This is a genomic window from Stutzerimonas stutzeri, from assembly GCF_024448955.1.
GTDB lineage: Bacteria > Pseudomonadota > Gammaproteobacteria > Pseudomonadales > Pseudomonadaceae > Stutzerimonas > Stutzerimonas stutzeri_AQ.
Genome location: NZ_JAMOIH010000024.1, coordinates 1 through 23,029, shown reverse-complemented (window position 1 = coordinate 23,029; position 23,029 = coordinate 1). Strand labels below are relative to the sequence as shown.

Below are 23,029 nucleotides of genomic sequence, written 5' to 3'. Positions count from 1 at the left end.
GGCTGAAAAAGATGCTGGATAATAAAGCATGACCCGCCTATCGGCTAGCGCCGTGGAGAGCACTGATATGCTGCAACAAGATCAACGCCTGCAGGACCTTAGCGCATGGCTACAGCCTCGATTGACCGAGCTTTTCGCCCGTCGTGGCTGGGGCAGCGTGCCTGAGGCGCCATTGGTTCCGGCCAGCAGCGATGCCAGTTTTCGTCGCTACTTTCGCTGGGAGGCGCAAGGGCGCAGCTTTATCCTGATGGATGCCCCGCCGCCTCAGGAAAACTGCAGGCCTTTCGTCTCGGTGGCGGCTTTGCTGTCCAGCGCGGGAGTCCACGTGCCCGAAATTCTGGCACAGGATCTGGACCGGGGCTTTCTGCTGCTGAGCGACCTGGGGCGCAAGACCTACCTCGACGTCATCGACGAAGCCAATGCCGATGAACTGTTCGCCGACGCGATGCGAGCGCTGCTCGCCTTTCAAACATCTCCGATAACGACGCCCTTGCCAAACTATGACGAGGCACTGCTGCGCCGCGAGCTTCAGCTGTTCCCCGAATGGTACGTGCAGCGCCACCTGGGCCATCGTTTCAGCACAACTGAGTTAGACGTGTGGGAGCGCCTCTGTCGGTTGCTGATCGACTCGGCACTGGAGCAGCCGCGCGTGCTGGTGCATCGCGATTACATGCCGCGCAACCTGATGCTCAGCGAACCGAACCCGGGCGTGCTGGATTTTCAGGATGCGGTCGTCGGTCCAGTGACCTATGACATCACCTCGCTGTTCAAGGATGCCTTCCTCAGTTGGCCTGAGGCGCGTGTTCAAGGTTGGCTGCGCAGTTATTGGGAGGCGGCGCGTAGCGCTGGCGTCCCGGTTCAGGCTGATTTCGAGGCATTTCAGCGCGCCAGCGACCTGATGGGATTGCAGCGACATTTAAAGGTCATCGGCATCTTTGCGCGGATCTGCCACCGCGACGGCAAACCGCGCTATCTGGCCGACGTGCCGCGGTTCTTCGCGTATATCGAAACGGTAGCGGCGCGCCGGCCTGAACTGGCAGAGCTGAGCGCATTGCTGCAAGGCCTGCCGCCCTCGCAGGTGCAACCATGAAAGCGATGATACTCGCGGCGGGTAAAGGCGAGCGCTTGCGCCCGCTGACACTGCATACGCCCAAACCGTTAGTGCGCGCAGGTGGCACGCCGCTGATTGAGTACCACGTTCGGGCTCTGGCCAAGGCCGGTTTCACCGAGTTGGTGATCAATCACGCCTGGCTCGGTGAGCAGATCGAGGCGTACCTGGGCACCGGCAATCGGTTCGGCGTGTCCATTAGCTATTCGGCCGAGGGCGAGCCGCTCGAAACGGGCGGCGGCATTCATCGTGCGTTGGCGCTGCTGGGCGATCAGCCGTTTGCCGTGGTCAACGGCGATATCTGGACCGACTACGATTTCGCTGCGCTGGCGTTACCGTCGGAGCGGCTTGCGCATCTGGTACTGGTGGATAACCCAGCGCATCATCTGGCAGGTGACTTTGCGCTGGTTGGGGGAAACATCGTGGAAGGTGATGCGTCAGCCAAGCTTACCTATAGCGGCATTGCCGTGCTGCATCCGCGGTTGTTCGCCGATTGCACCGCCGGGGCGTTCAAACTGGCGCCGCTGCTGCGCCGGGCCATGGCGGCTGGCCAGGTCAGCGGAGAGCATTACGCCGGTCGCTGGGTCGATGTCGGCACCCATGAGCGCCTGGCTGAAGTCGAGCGAATCCTGGAGGCGCGACGCTGAATGTTCTGGCCCATTACGCTGTTGGGTGCGCTGGCCGGTTGGTTGATCGCGAGCATTCCGGGGGCTCTGCTTGGTGCGCTGCTTGGGCAGGTGCTCGATCGCCGGTTCGGGTTGAATTCCTGGGTCAGGCTGCGCGATCGCATGACTGGTAACAAGGCGCTGATGCACGGCGAGGAATTGCTGTTTTTCCTCCTCGGGCGCCTGGCCAAGAGCGGCGGTCGGATCAGTGAGGCGCACATTCAGGCCGCGCGCCGGGAGATGCAGCGGCTGCAGCTGAGCCCCGCGGCCCAGCGTTCAGCCATCGATGCGTTCTACCGGGGCAAGTCCAGCGGCGACGGCTTGCGCGAACCACTGCAGCGCCTGCAGGGGCAGCATGACGCGGCCAAGGCGGTGCTCCAGGCTTGCTGGCGGATGGCGCGCGCACAGGGGCCGATCGATGCGCGCGAGCATGAATTGATCATGCTCTGGGGTAAGTGGATGGGCTGGGATTCGGCGGCCATCGCGGCGCTGGACCCCAGTGGTGGTCGGCGCCAGGGCGCGCCAACTAACCTGGGCGGCGCCTATGAGCAGGCCATGCGGTTGCTGGGCGTGCGCGCCGACAGCGAACCCCAGGCGATCAAGCGCGCCTATCGCCGGTTGCTCAGCAAGCACCACCCGGACAAGCAGGCCGGAGCGGGTGCCACTGCACAGCAGGTTCGCGAGGCGACTGAGCGAACCCGCGAACTGCACAACGCCTACACCCTAATCCGCGAGCGTCGCGGTTTTCGTTAACGCCTCAATTCAAGGCTGCTTGCCCAGCCAGCCACGAACTCGCCGCAGCAGCTGCTCCTGTCCGGTTTCGAGATCGCCGTTCAACGGCTGCAACCCCACCTGTATATAAGCCGGATGGCTATTTCGACGGCTGGCGTTGAGCCGCTCGCGGGCCGCGGCGCGCTGGCTGACGCTGGTCCTGTAATAGATGTCGCCGGTCGCCAGCTTGAGCGTCGCGATCAATCGCTCGAGCGGCTCGTCCTGCCCGTCGGGTTGGCGTGGCTGGATCATCAACAGATGCCTGACATCGACCGGCGCCAGTTGCTGCAGATAACGCGCGGCCCAATAGCTGCCGGTGCCCTGACCGAGCAGCACAATGGCCGCTGGTTGCTTGCTGCGGGCGAAGGCGAGTGCCGCTTCGATACGTTCAGCAATCTGCTCGGCCTGGTTTGGTTGCGCAACTGCTGGCTCGATGGGCTCATCCGCTTCGGTGAGCTCGATCGGCTGTTTATCCGGCGTGGCTGCGGCTTCCTCGGGCAGATAACCTGCTTCGCTGGGTGGCTCGTCTTCTACGGGCGGTTCTGCGTCGGCTTCGGTCTGTTCGACCAGTGGCTCTGTCGATTCGTCCGGGACGGCGGCCGGGATAGGGTTGAGCGAATCCGGCAGGCTGAGACTCAGGGTATGCCAGCCGTAATCGGGCAGGCCGCGGCGCAGCGGGCCAATGCCGCGCGGCCAGTCTGCGCTTTCGCCTTCTCCCGGCAGCAGAACGATTACCCCTTTGGCTTCGCCGACATTGGCAGGTCGCCACAGTGCGACGAAATTATCGGAGCCTGCCGTCAGGTTGACGAACTCGGCGCTAGGCAGCTGGCGCAGCAGGTCAGCGGCTATGGTGTCACTGCGTGAGGGCAGCGGCGGACGCTCTATTGGCGCAGGAGCAGGCGCCACTTCTTGGGTGGCTGGCTCATCCGCGCTAACCGACAGTGCAGTCGCGGTCACTGACAGGAGAGCAAGCAAGCGCAGAGAGTCACGATAACGAGGCATTGATACTCCTGGTGTTGACCTGCCGAGTCTGTGATGGAGCTGGGCGGCGCCGTTTGCGGTGCCTGTGACTCCAGAGTCGCCAGTCTAACGGAAGGCAGACTGAAAATTGGTCGTGCAAAATAATGCACGGCGTTCTACTGTAATCCGAACGCTATAAAGGCTCGACAGTCGATCATCGTATGCTGCCGCGCTCGTTTCCCTGCGTTCATTTCGACCCGATCCGACGATGAGTGGCTACTGAGGAGCTTATGAGCAAGACCAACGAATCCCTGATGCAGCGCCGTGTCGCCGCCGTTCCCCGTGGCGTCGGTCAGATCCATCCGATCTTCGCCGACCATGCGAAAAACAGCAGCGTGGTCGATGTCGAAGGTCGCGAATTCATCGACTTCGCCGGCGGCATCGCTGTGCTGAATACTGGCCACCTGCACCCGAAGATCATCAAGGCGGTGGAGGAACAACTCCACAAACTGACCCATACCTGCTTCCAGGTGCTGGCGTATGAGCCCTACGTCGAGCTGTGCGAGAAGATCAACGCACGGGTGCCGGGCGATTTCGCCAAGAAGACCCTGCTGGTGACCACCGGCTCCGAAGCGGTGGAGAACGCGGTGAAGATCGCCCGTGCTGCCACCGGACGCGCCGGGGTGATCGCTTTTACCGGCGCCTATCACGGCCGCACCATGATGACCCTAGGCCTGACCGGTAAGGTCGCGCCGTACTCGGCGGGCATGGGGTTGATGCCGGGTGGGATCTTCCGCGCGCTGTATCCCTGTTCGATCCATGGTGTCGGGGTCGACGAGTCGATCGCCAGCATCGAGCGCATCTTCAAGAACGACGCCGAACCACGCGACATCGCCGCCATCATCATCGAGCCGGTGCAGGGCGAGGGCGGATTCAACGTCGCGCCGAAGGGCTTCATGATCCGCCTGCGTGCGCTGTGCGATCAGCACGGTATCTTGCTGATCGCCGATGAAGTGCAGACTGGCGCGGGCCGTACCGGCACCTTCTTCGCTATGGAGCAGATGGGTGTGGCCGCGGACCTGACCACTTTCGCCAAGTCCGTCGGCGGCGGCTTCCCGATTGCCGGTGTGTGTGGCAAGGCCGAGCTGATGGACGCCATCGCGCCGGGCGGCCTGGGCGGCACCTACGCGGGCAATCCGCTGTCCTGCGCGGCGGCGCTGGCGGTGCTGGAGATATTCGACGAAGAAAAACTGCTCGAACGCTGCAAGGTGGTGGCAGAAAAACTCACCGCTGGCCTCGAAACCATCCAGGCGCGGCATAAGGAAATCGGTGAAGTGCGTGGATTGGGCGCGATGGTAGCCGTCGAGCTGTTCGAGGACGGCGATCATACGCGCCCTGCGGCGGCGCTGACTTCGCAAATCGTCGCGCGAGCGCGGGAGAAGGGGCTGATCCTGCTGTCCTGCGGTACCTATTACAACGTGCTGCGCGTGCTGGTGCCGCTGACGGTCGAGGACGACGTGCTCGAACGCGGTCTGGCGATCATCAGTGAGTGCTTCGACGAGTTGACCTGAGCCACCCTGCGGCGCGCCGGCCCCCGCAAGGGCTGCCAGGCGCGCCGCAATGCCGGCCCCTCGGGTACAATGCGCGGCATTCCGCCGTGCTACTCGAGGTCGTCATGCAGCCGTTCGCCATCGCCCCCTCCATTCTTTCCGCCAACTTCGCCCGTCTGGGTGAGGAAGTGGACAACGTGCTCGCCGCCGGCGCGGACATCGTCCATTTCGATGTGATGGACAACCACTACGTGCCCAACCTGACCATCGGCCCGATGGTCTGCTCGGCGCTGCGCAAGCACGGCGTTACTGCGCCTATCGACGTGCATCTAATGGTCAAGCCGGTGGATCGCATGATTGGCGACTTCCTCGAAGCCGGCGCCAGCTACATCACCTTCCACCCGGAAGCCTCTGAACACATCGATCGCTCGCTGCAGCTGATCAAGGATGGCGGCGCCAAGGCCGGCCTGGTATTCAACCCGGCGACGCCGCTAGACGTGCTCAAGTACGTCATGGACAAGGTCGACATGGTTCTGCTGATGAGCGTCAACCCCGGTTTCGGGGGGCAGAAGTTCATTCCTAACACCCTCGACAAACTGCGCGAAGCACGCGCGCTGATCGATGCCAGCGGCCGAGAGATCCGGCTGGAGATCGATGGCGGCGTGAACCCAAAGAACATCCGCGAAGTCGCCGCGGCGGGCGCCGATACCTTCGTTGCCGGCTCGGCGATCTTCAATCAGCCGGACTACAAGGCGGTGATCGACCAGATGCGCGCCGAACTGGCGCTGGCCCGCCCATGACCCGCCTGGAACAGCTCTTCGAGGGGCAACTGCCGCGCCTGGTGATGTTCGATCTGGACGGCACGCTGATGGATTCAGTACCGGACCTGGCCGCCGCGGTGGACAAGATGCTCATGCTGTTGGGGCGCGAGCCCGCTGGCATGGCTCGGGTGCGCGATTGGGTCGGCAACGGCTCGCGGGTGCTGGTGCGCCGCGCTTTGGCGGGCCAGTTGGAACATGATGGCGTCGCCGATGAGCTGGCCGACGAGGCGCTGGCGCTGTTCATGCAGGCTTACGCCGGTGGGCATGAGCTGACCACTGTCTATCCTGGCGTACTTGAATGCCTGGACTGGCTGCGTGAGCGTGATGTGAAGCTGGCGATCATTACCAATAAGCCAGCGCAATTCATCGAACCGCTGTTGGAAGAGAAGGGCCTCGCTGGCTATTTTCAATGGCTGATCGGCGGCGACACGCTGCCTCAGCAGAAACCCGACCCGGCGGCGCTGTTGTGGGTCATGGACAAGGCGGATGTGAACGCCGAACAATCGCTGTTCGTTGGTGATTCGCGCAACGATGTCAGGGCTGCCAGGGCTGCGAAGGTCCGTTGCGTCGCGCTCAGCTACGGTTACAACCACGGCGAACCTATCGCCAACGAACAGCCGGCGCTGGTGCTCGACGGCCTGCGTGAGCTGGTTGCTTCGGCTTCGGGGCTGCGCTAGTGTGGCCTCTATTCCGTAGATCCCGAAAATCCCGCAGACGAGATCAGATCGTGGTGGTCACCCGCAAACAATGGATGAATGTCATCAAGGCCCTGGCCCGTTGGCGCTGGCGCGCCTGACGTTTCCTGCCGGCACGCCCGGTACGTTTGCACGATTCGACCAGTAGCTCCTCCGACCACGAGGCTGACATGACCCGCGAAGAATTCCTGCGTTTGGCCGCCGAAGGCCACAACCGCATCCCTCTGTCGTTCGAAACCATCGCCGATTTCGACACGCCGCTGACGCTCTATCTCAAGCTCGCCGACGCGCCCAATTCCTACCTGCTCGAATCCGTGCAGGGCGGGGAGAAGTGGGGGCGTTACTCGATCATCGGCCTGCCGTGCCGCACGGTGTTGCGGGTGCAGGATCATCGCATCAGCGTTACCACCGATGGCGTCGAGATCGAAAGCTGTGAAGTGGAAGACCCGCTGGCGTTCGTCGAATCCTTCCAGCAGCGTTATCGCGTGGCGCCCGTCGAGGGCTTGCCGCGATTCAATGGCGGACTGGTGGGTTATTTCGGCTATGACAGTGTGCGCTATGTGGAGCGCAAGCTGGCCAAGGGACCGAATCCCGATCCGCTAGGCACGCCGGATATCCTGCTGATGGTGTCCGACGCGGTGGTGGTGTTCGACAACCTCGCCGGCAAGCTGCATTGCATCGTGCTGGTCGATCCGGCGCAACCGCAGGCCTATGAGGCTGGGCAGGCGCAGCTGCAAGCGCTGCGCGAAAAGCTGCGTCAGCCGATCACGCCACGCCTGGGCCTGGATTTCGAAAAGAGTGGTGGCGCCGAGCCAACGTTCCGCTCCAGCTTCACCCGCGACGATTACGAGCAGGCGGTCAATCGCATCAAGGACTACATTCTCGCGGGCGACTGCATGCAGGTGGTGATCTCCCAGCGCATGTCGATTCCGTTCAAGGCCGCGCCGATCGATCTCTACCGCGCGCTGCGTTGCTTCAACCCGACGCCCTATATGTACTTCTTCAACTTTGGCGATTTCCACGTGGTGGGCTCGTCGCCGGAAGTGCTGGTGCGTGTCGAGGAAGGGCTGGTCACCGTCCGGCCGATCGCCGGTACCCGTCCGCGCGGGGCTAACGAAGAGGCTGATCTTGCGCTGGAGCAGGATCTGCTCAGCGACGCCAAGGAGCTAGCCGAACACTTAATGCTGATCGACTTGGGTCGCAACGACGTGGGCCGCGTCGCCGAGAACGGCTCGGTGCGGCTGACCGAGAAGATGGTCATCGAACGCTACTCAAATGTCATGCATATAGTCTCCAACGTCACCGGTCAGCTCAAAGCACCGCTGACGGCAATGGATGCGCTGCGGGCAATCCTGCCCGCCGGTACGCTGTCCGGTGCGCCGAAGATCCGCGCCATGGAAATTATCGACGAACTGGAGCCGGTCAAGCGCGGCGTTTACGGCGGCGCAGTCGGCTATCTTGCCTGGAACGGCAACATGGACACCGCCATCGCGATCCGCACCGCGGTGATCAAGGACGGCGAGCTGCACGTGCAGGCAGGCGCCGGCATCGTCGCCGATTCGCAGCCGGCACTGGAATGGGAAGAAACGCTCAACAAACGCCGCGCCATGTTCCGCGCGGTGGCCCTGGCCGAACGCGACCAGCAGGAGAACTGATCATGCTGTTGATGCTGGATAACTACGATTCCTTTACCTACAACGTCGTGCAATACCTCGGCGAGCTTGGCGCCGACGTCAAAGTGGTGCGCAACGATGAATTGAGCGTGGCCGAAATCGAAGCCCTGCACCCCGAGCGAATCGTCGTCTCGCCCGGCCCTTGCACACCGAACGAGGCGGGCGTTTCACTGGAATTGATTCGCCATTTCGCCGGCAAGCTGCCGATTCTCGGCGTTTGCCTCGGCCATCAGAGTATCGGTCAGGCGTTCGGTGGCGACGTGGTGCGTGCCCGCCAGGTGATGCATGGCAAGACCAGTCCGGTCTTCCATAAAAACGCTGGAGTATTCGCCGAGCTGAACAATCCGCTGACGGTCACCCGTTACCACTCGCTGGTAGTCAAGCGCGACACGCTTCCCGATTGTCTGGAAATCACGGCCTGGACCCAGAACGAGGACAGCGGTATCGATGAGATCATGGGGCTGCGGCATAAGACGCTGAACGTCGAAGGCGTGCAGTTCCATCCTGAGTCCATCCTGACCGAGCAGGGCCACGAACTGTTCGCCAATTTTCTGAAGCAGACCGGAGGCGTGCGCTGATGGATATCAAGGAAGCCCTGAGTCGCATCGTTGGCCAGCTGGATCTCAGCACTGAAGAAATGAAAGCCGTCATGCGCCAGATTATGACCGGCCAGTGCACCGATGCGCAGATCGGCGCGTTCCTCATGGGGATGCGCATGAAGAGTGAAACCATCGACGAGATCGTCGGTGCCGTGCAGGTGATGCGCGAGCTCGCCGAACCGGTGCATTTCGATACCCATCGTCTGGTGGATACCTGTGGCACCGGCGGCGACGGGATGAATATCTTCAACGTCTCGACCGCCGCAGCTTTCGTAGTTGCAGCCGCTGGCGGCAAAGTGGCCAAGCATGGAAACCGCGCGGTGTCGGGCAAGAGCGGCAGCGCCGATCTGCTCGAGGCGGCCGGCGTTTATCTGGACCTGACGCCGGAGCAAGTCTCGCGCAGTGTGGATACCGTAGGGGTTGGCTTCATGTTCGCGCCGGCGCATCACGGTGCGATGAAGTTTGCCGCCGCGCCCCGCCGCGAACTGGGGTTGCGCACGCTGTTCAATATCCTCGGGCCGATGTCCAACCCGGCTGGCGTGAAGCATCAGGTGCTCGGTGTGTTCAGCAAGGAACTCTGCCGGCCGATGGCCGAGGTGCTGGCGCGTCTGGGCAGCAAGCATGTACTGGTCGTACACGCACAGGACGGTCTGGATGAAATAAGCCTGGCGGCGCCGACTCATGTCGCCGAGCTGAAAAATGGTGAGATCACCGAATACCGCATTCAGCCGGAAGATTTCGGTATCAAGAGCCAGAGCCTGATCGGCCTGAACGTCGACGATGCTCAGGGTTCGCTGACGTTGATCCGGGATGCGCTGGGCCGGCGCAAAACCGAAAACGGACAGAAGGCCGCCGACATGATCGTGCTGAATGCCGGCGCCGCGCTTTACGCGGCCGATGTCGCAGGCACGCTGAAAGAGGGCGTCGAATTGGCGCATGACGCACTGCACACCGGTCTGGCACGGGACCGGTTGGAAGAACTGGTGTCCTTTAGCGCGATATTCAGGCAGGAGAAATCGCAATGAGCGGTGTGCCGACAGTTCTAGAAAAGATCATCACTCGCAAGCATGAGGAAGTGGCCGAGCGCCGAGCCCGTGTCGGTCTGGAGGAGCTCGAGCGGCTGGCGGCTGCGGCAGACCCCGTTCGTGGTTTCGCCCGGAGCTTGCAGGAGCAGGCTCGTAATAAGCAGCCGGCAGTCATCGCCGAAGTAAAGAAAGCCTCGCCAAGCAAAGGCGTGCTGCGCGAGGACTTCGTACCCGCAGATATTGCCAGGAGTTACGAGGCTGGCGGTGCGACCTGCCTGTCGGTGCTGACCGACATCGATTTCTTTCAGGGCGCCGATGAGTATCTCAAGCAGGCCCGCGCTGCATGCACGCTACCGGTGATCCGCAAGGACTTCATGGTCGATCCTTATCAAGTGGTCGAGGCGCGGGCGCTGGGGGCCGATTGCATTTTGCTGATCGTCGCGGCGCTGGAAGACGCGCAGATGGGTGAACTGGCTGATGCGGCAAAGGCTCAAGGGCTTGATGTGTTGGTCGAGGTGCATGACGGAGCGGAGCTGGATCGGGCCTTGCGCCTCGAGACGCCCTTGCTCGGGATCAACAACCGTAACCTACATACCTTCGAACTCAGCTTGGAAACCACCCTCGATCTGCTGCCGCGTGTCCCTCGTGACCGTCTGGTCGTGACCGAGAGCGGGATTCTGCATCGCGCCGATGTAGAGCTGATGGAGATCAATGAGGTGTACGCGTTTCTGGTGGGTGAAGCCTTCATGCGTGCCGAGGAGCCCGGCGTAGAATTGCAACGCTTGTTCTTTCCCGGGCGTTCCCGTCCGCGTCCGGTCAGCGATCCGGAGTAACGCGAGAAATTAAAAAGCCGGCTCTAAGCCGGCTTTTTAATGGTGAGCAACGCTCAGCGAGTACCAAATACCACCATGGTCTTGCCCTTGACGTGCACAAGGCCTTGGGATTCCAGGCTCTTGAGTACGCGCCCGACCATCTCCCTGGAACAGCCGACGATGCGGCCTATTTCCTGACGAGTGATCTTGATCTGCATGCCATCGGGATGCGTCATCGCATCGGGCTGTTTGCAGAGGTCGAGCAGGGTGCGGGCTACGCGGCCGGTGACGTCGAGGAAAGCCAGGTCGCCTACTTTGCGGGTGGTGTTGCGCAAACGTTCGGCCATCTGACTGCCGAGCGCGTAGAGGATGTCAGGATCCTGCTGTGTCAGTTCACGGAACTTGGCGTAGCTCAGTTCGGCGACCTCGCATTCGGTCTTTGCGCGTACCCACGCGCTACGTTCCTTCTCCGAGCCCTCCTTTTCGAATAGCCCCATCTCGCCGAAGAAGTCTCCGGAGTTGAGGTAGGCGATGATCATTTCTCGACCATCGTCATCTTCGATCAGGATGGTGACCGAGCCTTTCACAATGAAAAAGAGCGTCTCGCTTCGATCACCCGCATAGATGATGGTGCTCTTAGCGGTATAGCGACGGCGATGACAGTGTGCGAGTAGTTTGTCGATGTTCTTGATCTTGGGCGTGAGTGTAATAGCGACCATGCTGTAGTCCCGGAAGATATCCAATAGAAGGCAGATTCTTATTATGTGTGACTGAGTTCTGTTGTCAGCGCCGAGGGAGCTTAACAGACCGGTTCGTGTCGACAACAAAACTGCGACACGAATATCAACTTCAACGCATTCATTTCGTCGGATTGGTGTGCCCGGTCGCAGACGTTGGTCATGTTAAGCTTCGCTCTTTTTAATCGGAGTCTATTGATGAAAGCGCGCATTCAGTGGGCCGGCGAAGCGATGTTTCTTGGCGAGTCGGGCAGTGGTCATGTCGTGGTGATGGACGGGCCTCCGGAAAATGGCGGGCGCAATCTCGGCGTTCGTCCTATGGAAATGCTTCTGCTGGGGCTCGGTGGCTGCAGTAACTTCGATGTGGTAAGCATTCTGAAGAAGTCCCGTCAGGCAGTAGAAAGCTGCGAAGCTTTCCTCGAGGCGGAGCGTGCCGATGAGGATCCGAAGGTTTTTACCAAGATCCACCTGCGTTTTGTCGTAAAGGGCCGTGGTTTGAAAGAGGCGCAGGTTAAGCGTGCCGTGGAACTATCGGCAGAAAAATACTGCTCCGCCTCGATCATGCTCGGGCGTGCAGGTGTGGAAATCAGTCACAAGTACGAGATCGTCGAGCTCGGCTGAAGGGTCATGCAGCGATGCGCCCGCCCGCTGGCGTGTTGTCCCGAGACGCTCGCCGGCACTGGCACCGCAAGCAATCACTCTGCATAATGCGCGCCCCGTTTTTAACGGGGCCGTTTCTTAGAGCACAGCACAGTCGCAAATGCGCAGAGGTGTATACCGTCCTACGCAGATACAAGGTATCTGACGGGCATGTTCAATCACGCGGTAAGCCGCATCAATGAGAGTTACCAATGGTGAAAAGCAAACTCAAGCTCCACGGGTTCAACAACCTGACGAAGTCCTTGAGCTTCAATATTTACGACATCTGCTATGCCGAAACGCAGGAAGACCAGCAGGCGTACGTACAGTACATCGACGAACAGTATGACGCGGAGCGGTTGACGCAGATTCTGACCGATGTCGTGGACATCATTGGTGCCAATATTCTCAATATTGCGCGGCAGGATTACGAGCCGCAGGGCGCGAGCGTAACCATCCTCATCTCGGAGCAGCCCGTTACTCCGACTGATAGCCAGATTGAGGAATCCCCCGGTCCGTTGCCCGATACCATCCTTGCGCACTTGGACAAGAGCCACATTACGGTTCATACCTACCCCGAAATCCATCCTGTCGACGGTATCGCTACTTTCCGCGTGGATATCGATGTCTCCACCTGTGGCGTCATCTCGCCGCTCAAGGCGCTCAACTATCTGATTCACCAGTTCGATTCGGATATCGTCACCGTCGATTATCGCGTGCGCGGTTTCACCCGCGATGTAGAAGGCAAAAAGCACTTTATCGATCACGAGATCAACTCGATTCAGAACTACCTCTCCGAAGACACTCGCTCGGCCTATCAGATGACCGACGTCAACGTCTATCAGGAGAATCTGTTTCACACCAAGATGCTGCTGAAAGACTTCGAGCTGGAGAACTATCTGTTCGGTGACGCCACTAGCAATCTTCTGCCGGAGCAGCGCAAGCAGGTGGAAGACCGTTTGCGTCACGAGATGCTGGAAATCTTCTACGCTCGCAATATGCCGAGCTGACAGCGATAAGCTGAGCAGGCTGTGCCTGCAAGGTCGGAAAAGGTTGTCGCGAGGCGGTAAGCCTAAAGAAGAAGCCCAAGCTGGAGGACAGGCGGTCCCAGCTTGAGCCAGCTTCAGCTCAGATCCGGTAGGTGCTTTTGGTCATGGCTTTGGCCATCAGACTCATCCCGAATTTGATGGGTGCCGGGAAGCGCAAGCCACCGGCATCGAGAGCGGCGGTCGAATGCTGCGCTTCGTCCGTCCGCATTTGCTCGAGAATGGCTCGGGACTTTTCGTCGCTCGCCGGGATCTGCTCCAGATGCTCGTCGAGATGCTTGCAGACTTGATCCTCTGTCGCGGCAACGAAGCCCAGGCTGATCCGGTCGCTGATCAGGCCAGCAGACGCGCCGATGCCGAACGACAGACCATAAAACAGCGGGTTGAGCACACTGGTATGGCTGCCCAGTTGGTGGATGCGCTGTTCGCACCAGGCCAGATGGTCGATTTCCTCGTCGGCGGCTCGCTCCATCGCTTCGCGCACTCTCGGTAATCGCGCGGTCAACGCCTGTCCCTGGTACAGCGCCTGTGCACAGACTTCGCCGGTGTGATTGATTCGCATCAGACCGGCAACGTGACGTGCTTCGCTGTCGCTCAGCTCGGTCTCGTTCTTCAATACCGCAGGTGTAGGGCGGTGGGGTTGGCCGCTGAAGGGGAGCAGCGTTCGCAATGCCGCATCGGCTTGCATCAGCAAACGATCGGCAGGGGAGTATTGGCGTTGGTTGGGCATTTCGCCTCCAAGTGATTCGGAGCAGCCTTGATGTGATCGGAAGTGGTGCGGACGAGTTCGTGATCAGCCCGGCGGCCAATGCATTTGGCGCTGGCCGAGCACATGCATATGGATGTGGTAGACCGTCTGGCCCCCAAGGTCGTTGCAGTTCATCACGACACGAAAGCCTTCCTGACAGCCCTGTTCTTCGGCGAGACGCTGAGCCGTGAAAAGGATATGACCAGCGAGCGCTTTGTCGTCATCTTCGCTCAGGTCGTGGAGGGTCGCGATGTGCTTCTTCGGAATGACGAGGAAGTGCACGGGCGCCTGCGGCGCGATGTCGTTGAAGGCGACGACCTGATCATCTTCATAAAGCTTGTGCGCGGGGATATCCCCAGCCACGATCTTGCAGAACAGACAATCCATGGCGTTTCTCCAGCGTGGGAACGATTAGGCAGTGTAACAGGCGCTTTTGTGGCTGGTCAGCCGCTACACGGAGGTAACGCATGAAGAACGACATCCGCGATCTGGTGCTGGTGCTTGAATCAAGGGTCCGATTGGTTGTGATCGAATCCTGGGATGAGCGGCGGGTGCTTGAAACGCTGACTGGGCTGGCTGTCAGCCGCGGCCTTGCGCTTCACCTCTGGTCCGTCACCGAGGGGCTCAGGCATCTGGCGTTCGGCGGTGAGGCGCTGGATGCAGGCGAAAGCTGCTCGGTGGAAGTCGCATTGAAAAGCGTCAAGTATGATCCGCTCGGCAATCTCTATGTGTTCTGCGATATGCATCCCTTTCTCGATGAACCACGCGTCGTTCGACTATTGAAAGAAATTGCCATGGCGCAGGGGCCGTCAGCACCGACGCTGGTGCTGGTGTCGCATGCATTCAAACTGCCGGCGGAGGTTCAGCGATATGCAGCTCGGTTCAGTCTGAGCCTGCCCTCCGAAGAGGAGTTGTTGAGTATCGTGCGCGACGAGGCGACGCGTTGGAGCGAGCGCAATCGCGGCATGCGGGTGCGCACCGATAACCGCACGCTGCAGCAGGTCGTTAAGAATCTGCGAGGCCTTAGCCACGCTGAGGCTCGCAGTCTGGCGCATAGCTTGGTCTGTGATGACGGAGCTATTACTCAAGACGATCTGCCGGAACTCAATCGTAAGAAGTTCGAGCTGCTCGACATGGATGGCGTACTCAGTTTCGAGTACGAGACAGCACGCTTTGCCGATGTTGGCGGGTTGGAAAATTTTAAGCGCTGGCTGGGCGAGCGCAGGGCGGCCTTTTTTGCTGGCCACAGGTCCGATATGCCTCGCGGAGTGATGCTCGTCGGGGTTCAGGGCGGCGGCAAGAGTATGGCCGCTAAAGCGGTGGCGGGGCTTTGGGGCTTGCCTTTGCTGCGCCTGGACTTCGGTTGCCTGTACAACAAGTTCTTCGGAGAGACCGAGCGTAACCTGCGGGAGGCGCTGAAACTGGCCGAGCAGATGGCGCCTTGCGTGTTGTGGATGGATGAGATGGAAAAGGGTCTCGCCACTGGAGATATGGATAGCGGCGTCAGTCAGCGGGTATTGGGTACTTTGCTTACCTGGATGGCCGAGCGTGACGCACCGGTGTTCATGGTGGCGACCGCCAACGCGGTGGATCGCCTTGCGCCGGAGCTGTTGCGCAAGGGGCGCTTCGATGAGCTGTTCTTTGTCGATCTGCCCGATGAGTCTACTCGTGCCGAAATCTTCCGCATTCATCTGGCGCGGCGCGAGCTGGATGCCAGCTGTTTCGATCTGCGGAGGCTGGCCTGTGCTTGCGATGGTTTCTCCGGTGCTGAAATCGAGCAGGTGGTGGTTTCGGCCGTTTACACCGGGCAGGCGCAATCCCGCGAACCGGATCAAGCCATGATGCTGGAGTGCATCCGGGCGACGTCGCCGCTTTCGGTCGTGATGGCTGAAGCGCTGGATGATCTGCGTAGTTGGGCTTCGGGGCGCACGGTATTGGCTTAATTGGGTCGGTCTCGCAGGCACTTTGTCGCGTGGCTACGCAGCGAGGGCTCGGCGACCATCCGGTGCGGCGGCGAGCTGAGTGATTCATTTGCCGGCCCCCGCGTTACGGTATCGCTAATCCGAGGCGTTGAGCCGCGTTAATACTGTTCGCGCCCAGCCTTGCGAAACAACTGGCGTTGCTATTACCGCTGCCATTGCTGGGCGAGCCGTGCCGCATGGCGATGGGCTTCCTGATATTCGCGATCCAGGCGTGCGATCAGATCTTCGGCGCTCGGCAGGTCATTTATCTCGCCGACGCCCTGGCCTGCGGACCAGACGGTTTTCCATGCTTTGGCTTCATCGCTTACCGGTTTGAGCTTTTCGCCGTAGTCCATTTTGCCTGTCGATCGCAGACGTTCCTCATCGTAGCCGGCTTGCTGCAGGCTTTGGCGCAGAAAGCTCGCCGGCACACCTGACACTGCGGCGGTGTGAACGATATCCGCCGCGTGGGCCTGCAACAGCATCTGCTTGTATTCGTCGGAGGCCTGGCTTTCGCGGCTGGCGATAAAGCGCGTTCCCATATATGCGAGATCAGCGCCCAGCATCTGCGCTGCGAATATTTCGTGGCCATGACTGAGGCAGCCAGACAGTAACAGGGTTTTATCGAAGAACTGGCGGATCTCGGCGATCAGCGCGAAAGGACTCCAAGTGCCGGCATGACCACCGGCACCGGCCGCAACCGCAATCAGGCCATCGACACCGGCTTTGGCGGCCTTTTCCGCATGCCGGCGCGTGGTGACATCATGGAAGACCAGACCGCCATAGCTGTGTACGGCATCCACTAGTTCCTTCACGGCGCCGAGACTGGTGATGACGATCGGCACCCGCTGTTCCACGCAGATCGCAAGGTCCGCCTGCAACCGCGGGTTGCTGTGATGCACGATCAGGTTGACGGCATATGGCGCAGGCTTCTGCATGGGCGAGAGATGCTCGTCGATTTCCTGTAACCAATCACGAAATCCGCTGCTCTCCCGCTGATTGAGTGCTGGAAAACTGCCCACAACGCCGTTGCGGCAGCAGGCCGCCACGAGCGATGGGTTGGATACCAGAAACATGGGCGCGGCCACTAGAGGCAGACGCAGGCTTTCCTCAAGAAATGCTGGTAGCGACATGACGGTTCCTATCGATTTCAGAATGGTTTGACGACCACTAGAATCACAATGGCCAGCAATAGCAACACCGGAAACTCATTGAACCAACGATAGAACACGTGACTGCGCGTGTTCTCGTTGCGTGCGAAGCGCTTAAGCTGGGCGCCGCAGACGTGGTGATAGCCAATCAGCAATACAACCAGTGCGATTTTGGCATGCAGCCAGCCGCCGGTACTGAACAGCGCGGGGTTCAGCGCGATCATGCCTATTCCGAACAGGAGAGTAGCGATCATTGAGGGCATCATAATGCCCCGATAGAGCTTTCTCTCCATTACTTGGAATCGTTCGCGGCTGGTCGCGTCCTCACTCATGGCGTGATAAACGAACAGCCTTGGCAAATAAAACAGCCCGGCGAACCAGCAGACGATCGCAACGATGTGCAGGGCTTTCAGCCATAGATAGAGCATTCAGGAAGTCCTTGGTATGAAAGTCGGTCTGATAGTAGTGGCATGACTGTCGTCGCGTCACCTGAGTGGTTGGCCCTGGACGCAGGCACCTTTATCATCGTCGTTCTTTTTCATCCAGTGCGCGAGGCAGCTCATGGTCAAAGTCGGAATCGTTGGCGGTACAGGCTACACCGGAGTTGAACTGCTGCGTCTGTTGGCGCAACACCCCCAAGCCGAAGTGGCTGTGATCACCTCTCGCTCCGAGAAAGGGGTGAAGGTCACGGACATGTATCCGAACCTGCGAGGCCACTATGACGAGCTGGCCTTCAGCGTGCCTGATACCGCAACGCTCGGCTCTTGCGATGTGGTTTTTTTCGCAACTCCCCATGGCGTCGCTCATGCGTTGGCGGCTGAATTGCTGGATGCGGGGACCAGAGTCATCGATCTGTCAGCGGACTTCCGTCTACAGGATGCCGATGAGTGGACCAAGTGGTACGGCCAGCCACATGGAGCGACGGCGCTGTTACCCGAAGCCGTCTATGGTCTGCCGGAGGTCAATCGAGAGCAGATCAAGGGCGCTCGGTTGATCGCCGTCCCCGGTTGTTATCCGACCGCTACCCAGCTCGGCTATCTGCCGCTCCTCGAAAACGGCTTGGCAGACGCATCGCGCCTGATCGCCGACTGCAAATCGGGCGTCAGTGGTGCCGGGCGCGCCGCGAAAATTGGTTCTCTGTTCACCGAGGCGGGCGAAAGCATGATGGCTTACGCAGTCAAAGGTCATCGCCACCTGCCTGAAATCACCCAGGGCTTGCGCCGCGCAGCCAAAGGGCAGGTGGGGCTGACCTTCGTTCCGCACCTCACGCCGATGATCCGCGGTATTCATGCGACGCTCTACGCAACGGTGGCAGACACCACTGTGGATCTGCAGGCTCTTTACGAGCAGCGCTACGCCAATGAGCCGTTTGTCGACGTGATGCCTGCCGGTAGCCATCCTGAAACCCGTAGCGTGCGCGGCGCCAACATGTGCCGCATCGCCGTCCATCGCCCACAAGGCGGCGACTTGGTTGTCGTGTTATCGGTCATCGACAATCTGGTCAAAGGTGCTTCTGGTCAGGCGCTGCAGAACATGAACATTGCCTTCGGTCTGGATGAGCGGCTCGGCTTGAGCAACGCGGCGCTGCTGCCTTGATCAATGCCGTCAGTCGCGCTGTTCAAGCGCGGCATCTCAACGGGTTGCTTGCGGATGAATAGTTGACCATTTTTGTAGGGGAAGCCGATAATGCCGCGTCAACGCAGTAATGAGCGCTCCCGCGCTAGGAGTACCGAATGAGTGTCGAATCCTTCACGCCCACCGCGATTCAGTTCAGTCAGGGTGCCGCGAGTAAGGTGAAGAGTCTGGTCGATGAAGAGGGTAATCCGCGACTGAAGTTGCGTGTCTTCGTCACAGGTGGCGGCTGCTCTGGTTTTCAATATGGTTTCACCTTCGATGAAGACCTTGCAGAAGATGACACCATCATCGAGCGCGAGGGCGTGAGTCTTGTGGTGGATCCGATGAGCTACCAGTATCTCGCCGGGGCCGAGGTCGACTATCAGGAAGGCTTGGAAGGCTCTCGCTTCATTATCAAGAACCCGAACGCCACGACGACCTGTGGTTGCGGACAGTCCTTCTCGATCTAATGCGTGTTCTCTAAAAAGCAAAAAACACCGTGCCTGGCACGGTGTTTTTGTTTGTCCGTCGGGATGATGAACAGTGAGCGTCAGGCGGGGTAGATTGCGCCCAATATTCGCTCTCCTCGAGCGCCCGTCACGCTTGGCCGGTTGGCGGGGACGCCTTCCAGACAGCAGTGCGCTAGCCAGGCGAATGCCATGGCTTCGATCCAGTCTGGCTCTACACCGTAATCAGTGGTGCTTGTTACCAGGCATGCCGGCAACAGGTCTCGTAGCCTTTGCATCAGCGCGACGTTGTGCGCGCCCCCACCGCAAATCAGGACGTCCTGCGTTTCCGGTTGGCTGGCAAGCAGCGAATCGCGGATGCTTCGGGCCGTCAGCTCCAACAGGGTAGCTTGGACGTCGGCAGCAGCCATATCCGAATATGAAGCGAGGTGGGTATCCAGCCAGGGCAGATTGAACAATTCGCGTCCGGTGCTTTTCGGAGCCTGCGCAGCGAAGAATTTGTCATCTAGCAGTTTCGCAAGCAGCTGCGCGTGTACTTTGCCGGTGGAAGCCCAGTCGCCATTTCGATCATATGCCAGCCCTTGGTGGCGTTGGATCCAGGCATCCAATAGCACATTGCCCGGGCCGCAATCGAATCCATGAGTTGTTGTGCTGGGATTGAGCAAGCTGAGGTTGCTGAACCCGCCGATATTCAGCACTGCGCGGATTCGCGTCGTGTCGCTGAATATGGCTTCATGGAATGCGGGTACCAAGGGGGCGCCTTGGCCGCCGGCTGCCATGTCGCGTCGACGAAAATCGGCTACGACACTTATGCCGGTCAGCTCCGCCAGCAAAGGAGGATGCCCGATCTGGATGGTAAAGCCACGTTGCGGTTCGTGTCGGACCGTTTGCCCGTGACTTCCAATGGCTCGAATGGCTTTAGCATCCATCTGAGCCTTGCCGAGCAGCTTGTTTACTCCACCGCTTGCGAGCTCAGCCCACGCTTGTTCAGCCATTGCCGCCCGAGCCAGCTCATTGGGTCCGGGCGAGCAAAGATCGAGCAGGTCCTGCTTAAGCTGCTGCGGCATTGCCTCATAGTGCGTACCGAGCAAGGTTGTCCGGTCGTTCTGCTCTATCAGCGCGAAGTCCAGGCCATCCAGGCTGGTGCCTGACATGAGGCCTATGTAAAACGGCATTATTGTGTGTTCTGCATCGCCAGCATGGTTGCACGCTCTTCGTCCATGCGTGCCATTAGCGGCTTGCTCAACTGCATGAAGCGCTGTTTTTCGTTTTTTGCAATTGGATCTGCCATGGGCAGCTTCAGGCCCAATGGATCGACATGCACGCCATCGACTTGAAATTCGTAATGTAGGTGCGGGCCGGTCGATAGGCCCGTCGTCCCGATGTATCCGATGATCTGACCCTGCTTGACCGACGATCCGCTGCGTACGCCTTTGGCGAAGCCCTGCATGTGGGCATACAGAGTTCGGTAGCGGTTGCCGTGCTGAATGACTACGGTATTACCATAACCACCCTTACGGCCTGCAAGCAGTACCTTGCCGTCACCTGCGCTCTTGATTGGAGTGCCACGCGGAGCAGCGTAGTCCACGCCTTTATGGGCGCGAATCTTATTCAGAATCGGGTGTTTGCGGCCATTGGAAAAGCGCGAGCTGATGCGGGCAAAATCTACCGGTGTACGGATGAACGCCTTGCGCATGCTCTGGCCGTCGGCGGTGTAGTAACTACTGGTGCCCTGCTTGTTGGTGTAGCGGACTGCGGTATAGCTCTTGCCTCGGTTCGTGAAGCGCGCCGCGAGGATATTCCCGGTTCCTACTTTCTCGCCGGCCACTGACTTTTCTTCGTATACGACTTCGAAGGAATCGCCCTTGCGTATGTCCATCGCGAAGTCAATGTCGTAACCGAACACGTTGGCTAAATCCATCGTCAGGTTATGACTGAGGCCTGCATGCTTCGCGGCGAGAAACAGGCTGCTTTCGATACGACCATAGGCGTAAGCAGTACTGACGTCTGGCTTCAACTGTTCCTTTTTAAATACATAGCCTGCGTCGGAGCGTTCCAGCTGCACGCTTTCCAGCTTATTCAGTAGGCTGCGCAGCTGAGCCAAGTTGCCTTGCTCATCGAATTCGAACTCGAGGCGCTGGCCGACCTTGAGACGAGCGAGCTGCTTCGCCTCCTTGCTGCTCGCCAGTACATCTTGAACGGTGGACTGCGGGAGGCCTACCTTCGCAAATACGGTCGATAGCGTATCTCCATTGGCAACCACCACCTCTTTCACGCGAGGCTTGGCTTCAGCTTCGGTCTCATTGACGCTCTGCACTGGCAGAGATTCTTGGAGTTCGGCTTTTTCAATTACGGCAAAGGGCGTATCGAGCGACTCATTCAGAAAAAGCTCTTCCTCCGGAGATGCCAGCTCCGAGGTGGTTTCGAGGCGAAGGTCAAGAAAGGTCTTTTTCGCTTCGACTTCACGTGATGGAAATACAAGGAGTGCCAGGCTCAGAAGCGCAGCTACACCGCTCGCAGCCAAGAGATGACTCTTCGGATAGAGAGGAGCTTTCGATTTTGAATAGGTCATTAGATGTCTAGGTGTCTGGCGATATTTTGTACAGGGAAAATATCTGTCTAAAATATAATCAAAATGCTGTCGAGGCAACCCTTGGTTAGGGCTCGCTGATCGTTGGTCAAGATTCGAGAGCGTTGAATTTTCCCGGCGTTCTTGTAAGGTTTACCGCCTTTGTTTTCTGGATGAGGCCTCCGATGCAATCGGTTCAAGAGCAGTTGTCGATGATCAAGCGGGGCGCTGATGAAGTGCTCGTCGAGGCAGAGTTAGTCAGCAAGCTTGAGCGTGGCGTCCCGCTGCGGATCAAGGCTGGTTTCGACCCGACTGCTCCGGATTTGCATCTCGGTCATACGGTGCTTATTAATAAGTTGCGTCAATTCCAGGAGTTGGGGCATCAGGTGGTCTTCCTTATAGGGGATTTCACCGGAATGATTGGTGACCCTAGTGGCAAAAGCGCAACCCGCCCTCCTTTGACGCGCGACCAGGTTTTGGAGAATGCCGAAACCTATAAGAATCAGGTCTTCAAAATTCTTGATCCGGCCAAGACCGAGGTCGCCTTCAACTCAAGCTGGATGGATGAACTGACGCCGTCGGACTTTATCCGTCTGGCATCACAGTATACGGTCGCCCGAATGCTGGAGCGTGATGACTTCAGTAAGCGGTACTCGACCAATCAGCCAATAGCTATTCACGAGTTTCTCTACCCATTGGTTCAGGGTTACGACTCCGTTGCGCTTCGGGCGGATGTCGAGCTTGGTGGCACGGACCAGAAATTCAATCTCTTGATGGGGCGCGAGCTGCAGCGCTCGTATGGGCAAGAGTCGCAATGCATAGTCACGATGCCGCTCCTTGAGGGGCTGGATGGCGTAAAGAAAATGTCCAAGTCGCTCGGCAACTACGTTGGGATCCAGGAGGTACCAGGTGTCATGTATAGCAAGCTGGTGTCGATCCCGGATGGGCTTATGTGGCGTTACTTCGAGCTGTTGAGTTTCCGCGATATGGGTGAGATCGAAGAGTTTCAGGCGGACGTGGAGCGGGGCGCCAACCCGCGCGATATCAAGATCAAGCTGGCAGAAGAGATTGTTGCTCGATTTCACGGCGAAGAGGCTGCTGCTACAGCTTATCGTTCCGCAGGCAATAGAATGAAAGATGGCGAGCTGCCTGAGGATATCCCAGAGATCGAGTTGTGCTCCTCTGAAGATATGCCTATCGCCTCGGTGCTGAACCGTGCGGGGTTGGTTAAGAATGCGGCGGTGGCGCGTGACCTGCTTACGTCAGGAGGTGTGCGGGTGGATGGTGAGGTCGTCGATCGGGAGTTTATCTTCAGGCTCGGTCACAGCCATATCTGTCAGGCTGGCAAGAAAGCGTTCGGGCGGGTTTCGCTTCTAGCTGAGTAAAGGGTGAAAACACCGTTGACATGCATTTCTGGG

Annotated in this window: 24 protein-coding genes; 16 read left to right on the top strand and 8 right to left on the bottom strand. The window is 59.4% G+C overall.

Annotated features, from left to right (window positions below; translation table 11 throughout):
• Window positions 1-67: 67 nt before the first annotated feature.
• From NA645_RS19695 to NA645_RS19685, 3 genes are read left to right on the top strand one after another with little or no spacing between them, the layout of a single operon-like run.
• A complete protein-coding gene (locus tag NA645_RS19695) occupies window positions 68-1,090 on the top strand; it encodes an aminoglycoside phosphotransferase family protein (RefSeq protein WP_272892150.1) in 1,023 nt (340 codons plus the stop codon).
• The gene (gene murU / locus NA645_RS19690) at window positions 1,087-1,755 is read left to right on the top strand and encodes an N-acetylmuramate alpha-1-phosphate uridylyltransferase MurU (RefSeq protein WP_256050357.1); all 669 of its coding nucleotides are present in this window, start codon (window positions 1,087-1,089) and stop codon (window positions 1,753-1,755) included. Before NA645_RS19695 ends, murU begins: the two co-directional genes overlap by 4 nt.
• The gene (locus tag NA645_RS19685; RefSeq protein ID WP_256050356.1) at window positions 1,756-2,526 is read left to right on the top strand and encodes a DnaJ domain-containing protein; all 771 of its coding nucleotides are present in this window, start codon (window positions 1,756-1,758) and stop codon (window positions 2,524-2,526) included. It begins immediately after the preceding gene.
• Window positions 2,527-2,535: 9 nt separating this feature from the next.
• Here the strand turns inward: NA645_RS19685 and NA645_RS19680 are convergent, their stop codons facing one another.
• Window positions 2,536-3,546, bottom strand: coding sequence for an alpha/beta hydrolase family protein (locus NA645_RS19680; RefSeq protein WP_256050355.1), 1,011 nt, complete (start codon window positions 3,544-3,546; stop codon window positions 2,536-2,538).
• 248 nt (window positions 3,547-3,794) lie between these two features.
• On the opposite strand from NA645_RS19680, the gene gabT reads away from it, so the two are divergent.
• From gabT to trpC, 7 genes are all read left to right on the top strand, one after another.
• On the top strand, window positions 3,795-5,075 hold the full coding sequence (gabT, locus tag NA645_RS19675) for a 4-aminobutyrate--2-oxoglutarate transaminase (protein ID WP_256050354.1): 1,281 nt from the start codon (window positions 3,795-3,797) through the stop codon (window positions 5,073-5,075).
• A 104-nt stretch (window positions 5,076-5,179) separates the two neighbouring features.
• On the top strand, window positions 5,180-5,854 hold the full coding sequence (gene rpe, locus NA645_RS19670; protein ID WP_256050353.1) for a ribulose-phosphate 3-epimerase: 675 nt from the start codon (window positions 5,180-5,182) through the stop codon (window positions 5,852-5,854).
• Window positions 5,851-6,552, top strand: a complete 702-nt coding sequence (locus NA645_RS19665; RefSeq protein ID WP_256050352.1) for a phosphoglycolate phosphatase — start codon at window positions 5,851-5,853, stop codon at window positions 6,550-6,552. The genes rpe and NA645_RS19665 overlap by 4 nt, the downstream gene beginning before the upstream one ends.
• Window positions 6,553-6,740: 188 nt before the next feature.
• Window positions 6,741-8,225, top strand: a complete 1,485-nt coding sequence (gene trpE, locus NA645_RS19660; RefSeq protein ID WP_256050351.1) for an anthranilate synthase component I — start codon at window positions 6,741-6,743, stop codon at window positions 8,223-8,225.
• Window positions 8,226-8,227: 2 nt separating this feature from the next.
• The gene (locus NA645_RS19655; protein ID WP_256050350.1) at window positions 8,228-8,821 is read left to right on the top strand and encodes an aminodeoxychorismate/anthranilate synthase component II; all 594 of its coding nucleotides are present in this window, start codon (window positions 8,228-8,230) and stop codon (window positions 8,819-8,821) included.
• Entirely contained in the window at window positions 8,821-9,867 is a 1,047-nt protein-coding gene (gene trpD / locus NA645_RS19650; RefSeq protein ID WP_256050349.1) for an anthranilate phosphoribosyltransferase, read from the top strand. Before NA645_RS19655 ends, trpD begins: the two co-directional genes overlap by 1 nt.
• Window positions 9,864-10,700, top strand: coding sequence for an indole-3-glycerol phosphate synthase TrpC (gene trpC, locus NA645_RS19645; protein WP_256050348.1), 837 nt, complete (start codon window positions 9,864-9,866; stop codon window positions 10,698-10,700). Before trpD ends, trpC begins: the two co-directional genes overlap by 4 nt.
• 53 nt (window positions 10,701-10,753) lie before the next feature.
• Here trpC and crp read toward each other — a convergent pair whose 3' ends face one another.
• A complete protein-coding gene (gene crp / locus NA645_RS19640) occupies window positions 10,754-11,398 on the bottom strand; it encodes a cAMP-activated global transcriptional regulator CRP (protein WP_045430655.1) in 645 nt (214 codons plus the stop codon).
• Between the two features lie 216 nt (window positions 11,399-11,614).
• Between crp and NA645_RS19635 the strand changes: the two genes are divergently transcribed.
• Together NA645_RS19635 and speD are read left to right on the top strand one after the other, a co-directional pair.
• On the top strand, window positions 11,615-12,037 hold the full coding sequence (locus NA645_RS19635) for an OsmC family protein (RefSeq protein ID WP_256050347.1): 423 nt from the start codon (window positions 11,615-11,617) through the stop codon (window positions 12,035-12,037).
• Between the two features lie 233 nt (window positions 12,038-12,270).
• Window positions 12,271-13,065 (top strand): adenosylmethionine decarboxylase, encoded by a 795-nt coding sequence (speD, locus tag NA645_RS19630; RefSeq protein ID WP_256050372.1) that lies wholly within the window; start codon window positions 12,271-12,273, stop codon window positions 13,063-13,065.
• A gap of 118 nt (window positions 13,066-13,183) precedes the next feature.
• On the opposite strand, the gene coq7 is transcribed toward speD, so the two are convergent.
• Entirely contained in the window at window positions 13,184-13,831 is a 648-nt protein-coding gene (gene coq7, locus NA645_RS19625) for a 2-polyprenyl-3-methyl-6-methoxy-1,4-benzoquinone monooxygenase (protein WP_256050346.1), read from the bottom strand.
• Between the two features lie 63 nt (window positions 13,832-13,894).
• Complete coding sequence (locus tag NA645_RS19620; protein WP_256050345.1) at window positions 13,895-14,236, bottom strand: histidine triad nucleotide-binding protein; 342 nt, start codon at window positions 14,234-14,236, stop codon at window positions 13,895-13,897.
• A gap of 80 nt (window positions 14,237-14,316) precedes the next feature.
• Here NA645_RS19620 and NA645_RS19615 point away from each other — a divergent pair, with 80 nt between their 5' ends.
• Window positions 14,317-15,792 carry an AAA family ATPase gene (locus NA645_RS19615; protein WP_256050344.1) on the top strand — a complete coding sequence of 492 codons (1,476 nt, stop codon included), beginning with the start codon at window positions 14,317-14,319 and terminating at the stop codon, window positions 15,790-15,792.
• 182 nt (window positions 15,793-15,974) lie between these two features.
• Here NA645_RS19615 and NA645_RS19610 read toward each other — a convergent pair whose 3' ends face one another.
• Entirely contained in the window at window positions 15,975-16,943 is a 969-nt protein-coding gene (locus NA645_RS19610) for an NAD(P)H-dependent flavin oxidoreductase (RefSeq protein ID WP_256050343.1), read from the bottom strand.
• Window positions 16,944-16,960: 17 nt separating this feature from the next.
• Window positions 16,961-17,389, bottom strand: coding sequence for a protoporphyrinogen oxidase HemJ (hemJ, locus tag NA645_RS19605; RefSeq protein ID WP_256050342.1), 429 nt, complete (start codon window positions 17,387-17,389; stop codon window positions 16,961-16,963).
• 133 nt (window positions 17,390-17,522) lie between these two features.
• On the opposite strand from hemJ, the gene argC reads away from it, so the two are divergent.
• Together argC and erpA are read left to right on the top strand one after the other, a co-directional pair.
• Entirely contained in the window at window positions 17,523-18,557 is a 1,035-nt protein-coding gene (gene argC / locus NA645_RS19600) for an N-acetyl-gamma-glutamyl-phosphate reductase (protein ID WP_256050341.1), read from the top strand.
• Window positions 18,558-18,694: 137 nt separating this feature from the next.
• On the top strand, window positions 18,695-19,045 hold the full coding sequence (gene erpA / locus NA645_RS19595) for an iron-sulfur cluster insertion protein ErpA (protein ID WP_122166900.1): 351 nt from the start codon (window positions 18,695-18,697) through the stop codon (window positions 19,043-19,045).
• Window positions 19,046-19,125: 80 nt separating this feature from the next.
• Here erpA and NA645_RS19590 read toward each other — a convergent pair whose 3' ends face one another.
• A complete protein-coding gene (locus tag NA645_RS19590) occupies window positions 19,126-20,217 on the bottom strand; it encodes an anhydro-N-acetylmuramic acid kinase (RefSeq protein ID WP_256050340.1) in 1,092 nt (363 codons plus the stop codon).
• Window positions 20,217-21,614 carry a peptidoglycan DD-metalloendopeptidase family protein gene (locus NA645_RS19585; RefSeq protein WP_256050339.1) on the bottom strand — a complete coding sequence of 466 codons (1,398 nt, stop codon included), beginning with the start codon at window positions 21,612-21,614 and terminating at the stop codon, window positions 20,217-20,219. The genes NA645_RS19590 and NA645_RS19585 overlap by 1 nt, the downstream gene beginning before the upstream one ends.
• 182 nt (window positions 21,615-21,796) lie before the next feature.
• Between NA645_RS19585 and tyrS the strand changes: the two genes are divergently transcribed.
• On the top strand, window positions 21,797-22,996 hold the full coding sequence (tyrS, locus tag NA645_RS19580) for a tyrosine--tRNA ligase (protein ID WP_256050338.1): 1,200 nt from the start codon (window positions 21,797-21,799) through the stop codon (window positions 22,994-22,996).
• Window positions 22,997-23,029: the final 33 nt, after the last annotated feature.

Excerpts from the sequence above, each read along its gene's own strand:
- NA645_RS19695 (WP_272892150.1), top strand. The coding sequence starts at position 68 with ATGCTGCAACAAGATCAACGCCTGCAGGACCTTAGCGCATGGCTACAG.
- murU (WP_256050357.1), top strand. The coding sequence starts at position 1,087 with ATGAAAGCGATGATACTCGCGGCGGGTAAAGGCGAGCGCTTGCGCCCG.
- NA645_RS19685 (WP_256050356.1), top strand. The coding sequence starts at position 1,756 with ATGTTCTGGCCCATTACGCTGTTGGGTGCGCTGGCCGGTTGGTTGATC.
- NA645_RS19680 (WP_256050355.1), bottom strand. The coding sequence starts at position 3,546 with ATGCCTCGTTATCGTGACTCTCTGCGCTTGCTTGCTCTCCTGTCAGTG.
- gabT (WP_256050354.1), top strand. The coding sequence starts at position 3,795 with ATGAGCAAGACCAACGAATCCCTGATGCAGCGCCGTGTCGCCGCCGTT.
- rpe (WP_256050353.1), top strand. The coding sequence starts at position 5,180 with ATGCAGCCGTTCGCCATCGCCCCCTCCATTCTTTCCGCCAACTTCGCC.
- NA645_RS19665 (WP_256050352.1), top strand. The coding sequence starts at position 5,851 with ATGACCCGCCTGGAACAGCTCTTCGAGGGGCAACTGCCGCGCCTGGTG.
- trpE (WP_256050351.1), top strand. The coding sequence starts at position 6,741 with ATGACCCGCGAAGAATTCCTGCGTTTGGCCGCCGAAGGCCACAACCGC.
- NA645_RS19655 (WP_256050350.1), top strand. The coding sequence starts at position 8,228 with ATGCTGTTGATGCTGGATAACTACGATTCCTTTACCTACAACGTCGTG.
- trpD (WP_256050349.1), top strand. The coding sequence starts at position 8,821 with ATGGATATCAAGGAAGCCCTGAGTCGCATCGTTGGCCAGCTGGATCTC.
- trpC (WP_256050348.1), top strand. The coding sequence starts at position 9,864 with ATGAGCGGTGTGCCGACAGTTCTAGAAAAGATCATCACTCGCAAGCAT.
- crp (WP_045430655.1), bottom strand. The coding sequence starts at position 11,398 with ATGGTCGCTATTACACTCACGCCCAAGATCAAGAACATCGACAAACTA.
- NA645_RS19635 (WP_256050347.1), top strand. The coding sequence starts at position 11,615 with ATGAAAGCGCGCATTCAGTGGGCCGGCGAAGCGATGTTTCTTGGCGAG.
- coq7 (WP_256050346.1), bottom strand. The coding sequence starts at position 13,831 with ATGCCCAACCAACGCCAATACTCCCCTGCCGATCGTTTGCTGATGCAA.
- NA645_RS19620 (WP_256050345.1), bottom strand. The coding sequence starts at position 14,236 with ATGGATTGTCTGTTCTGCAAGATCGTGGCTGGGGATATCCCCGCGCAC.
- NA645_RS19615 (WP_256050344.1), top strand. The coding sequence starts at position 14,317 with ATGAAGAACGACATCCGCGATCTGGTGCTGGTGCTTGAATCAAGGGTC.
- NA645_RS19610 (WP_256050343.1), bottom strand. The coding sequence starts at position 16,943 with ATGTCGCTACCAGCATTTCTTGAGGAAAGCCTGCGTCTGCCTCTAGTG.
- hemJ (WP_256050342.1), bottom strand. The coding sequence starts at position 17,389 with ATGCTCTATCTATGGCTGAAAGCCCTGCACATCGTTGCGATCGTCTGC.
- argC (WP_256050341.1), top strand. The coding sequence starts at position 17,523 with ATGGTCAAAGTCGGAATCGTTGGCGGTACAGGCTACACCGGAGTTGAA.
- erpA (WP_122166900.1), top strand. The coding sequence starts at position 18,695 with ATGAGTGTCGAATCCTTCACGCCCACCGCGATTCAGTTCAGTCAGGGT.
- NA645_RS19590 (WP_256050340.1), bottom strand. The coding sequence starts at position 20,217 with ATGCCGTTTTACATAGGCCTCATGTCAGGCACCAGCCTGGATGGCCTG.
- NA645_RS19585 (WP_256050339.1), bottom strand. The coding sequence starts at position 21,614 with ATGACCTATTCAAAATCGAAAGCTCCTCTCTATCCGAAGAGTCATCTC.
- tyrS (WP_256050338.1), top strand. The coding sequence starts at position 21,797 with ATGCAATCGGTTCAAGAGCAGTTGTCGATGATCAAGCGGGGCGCTGAT.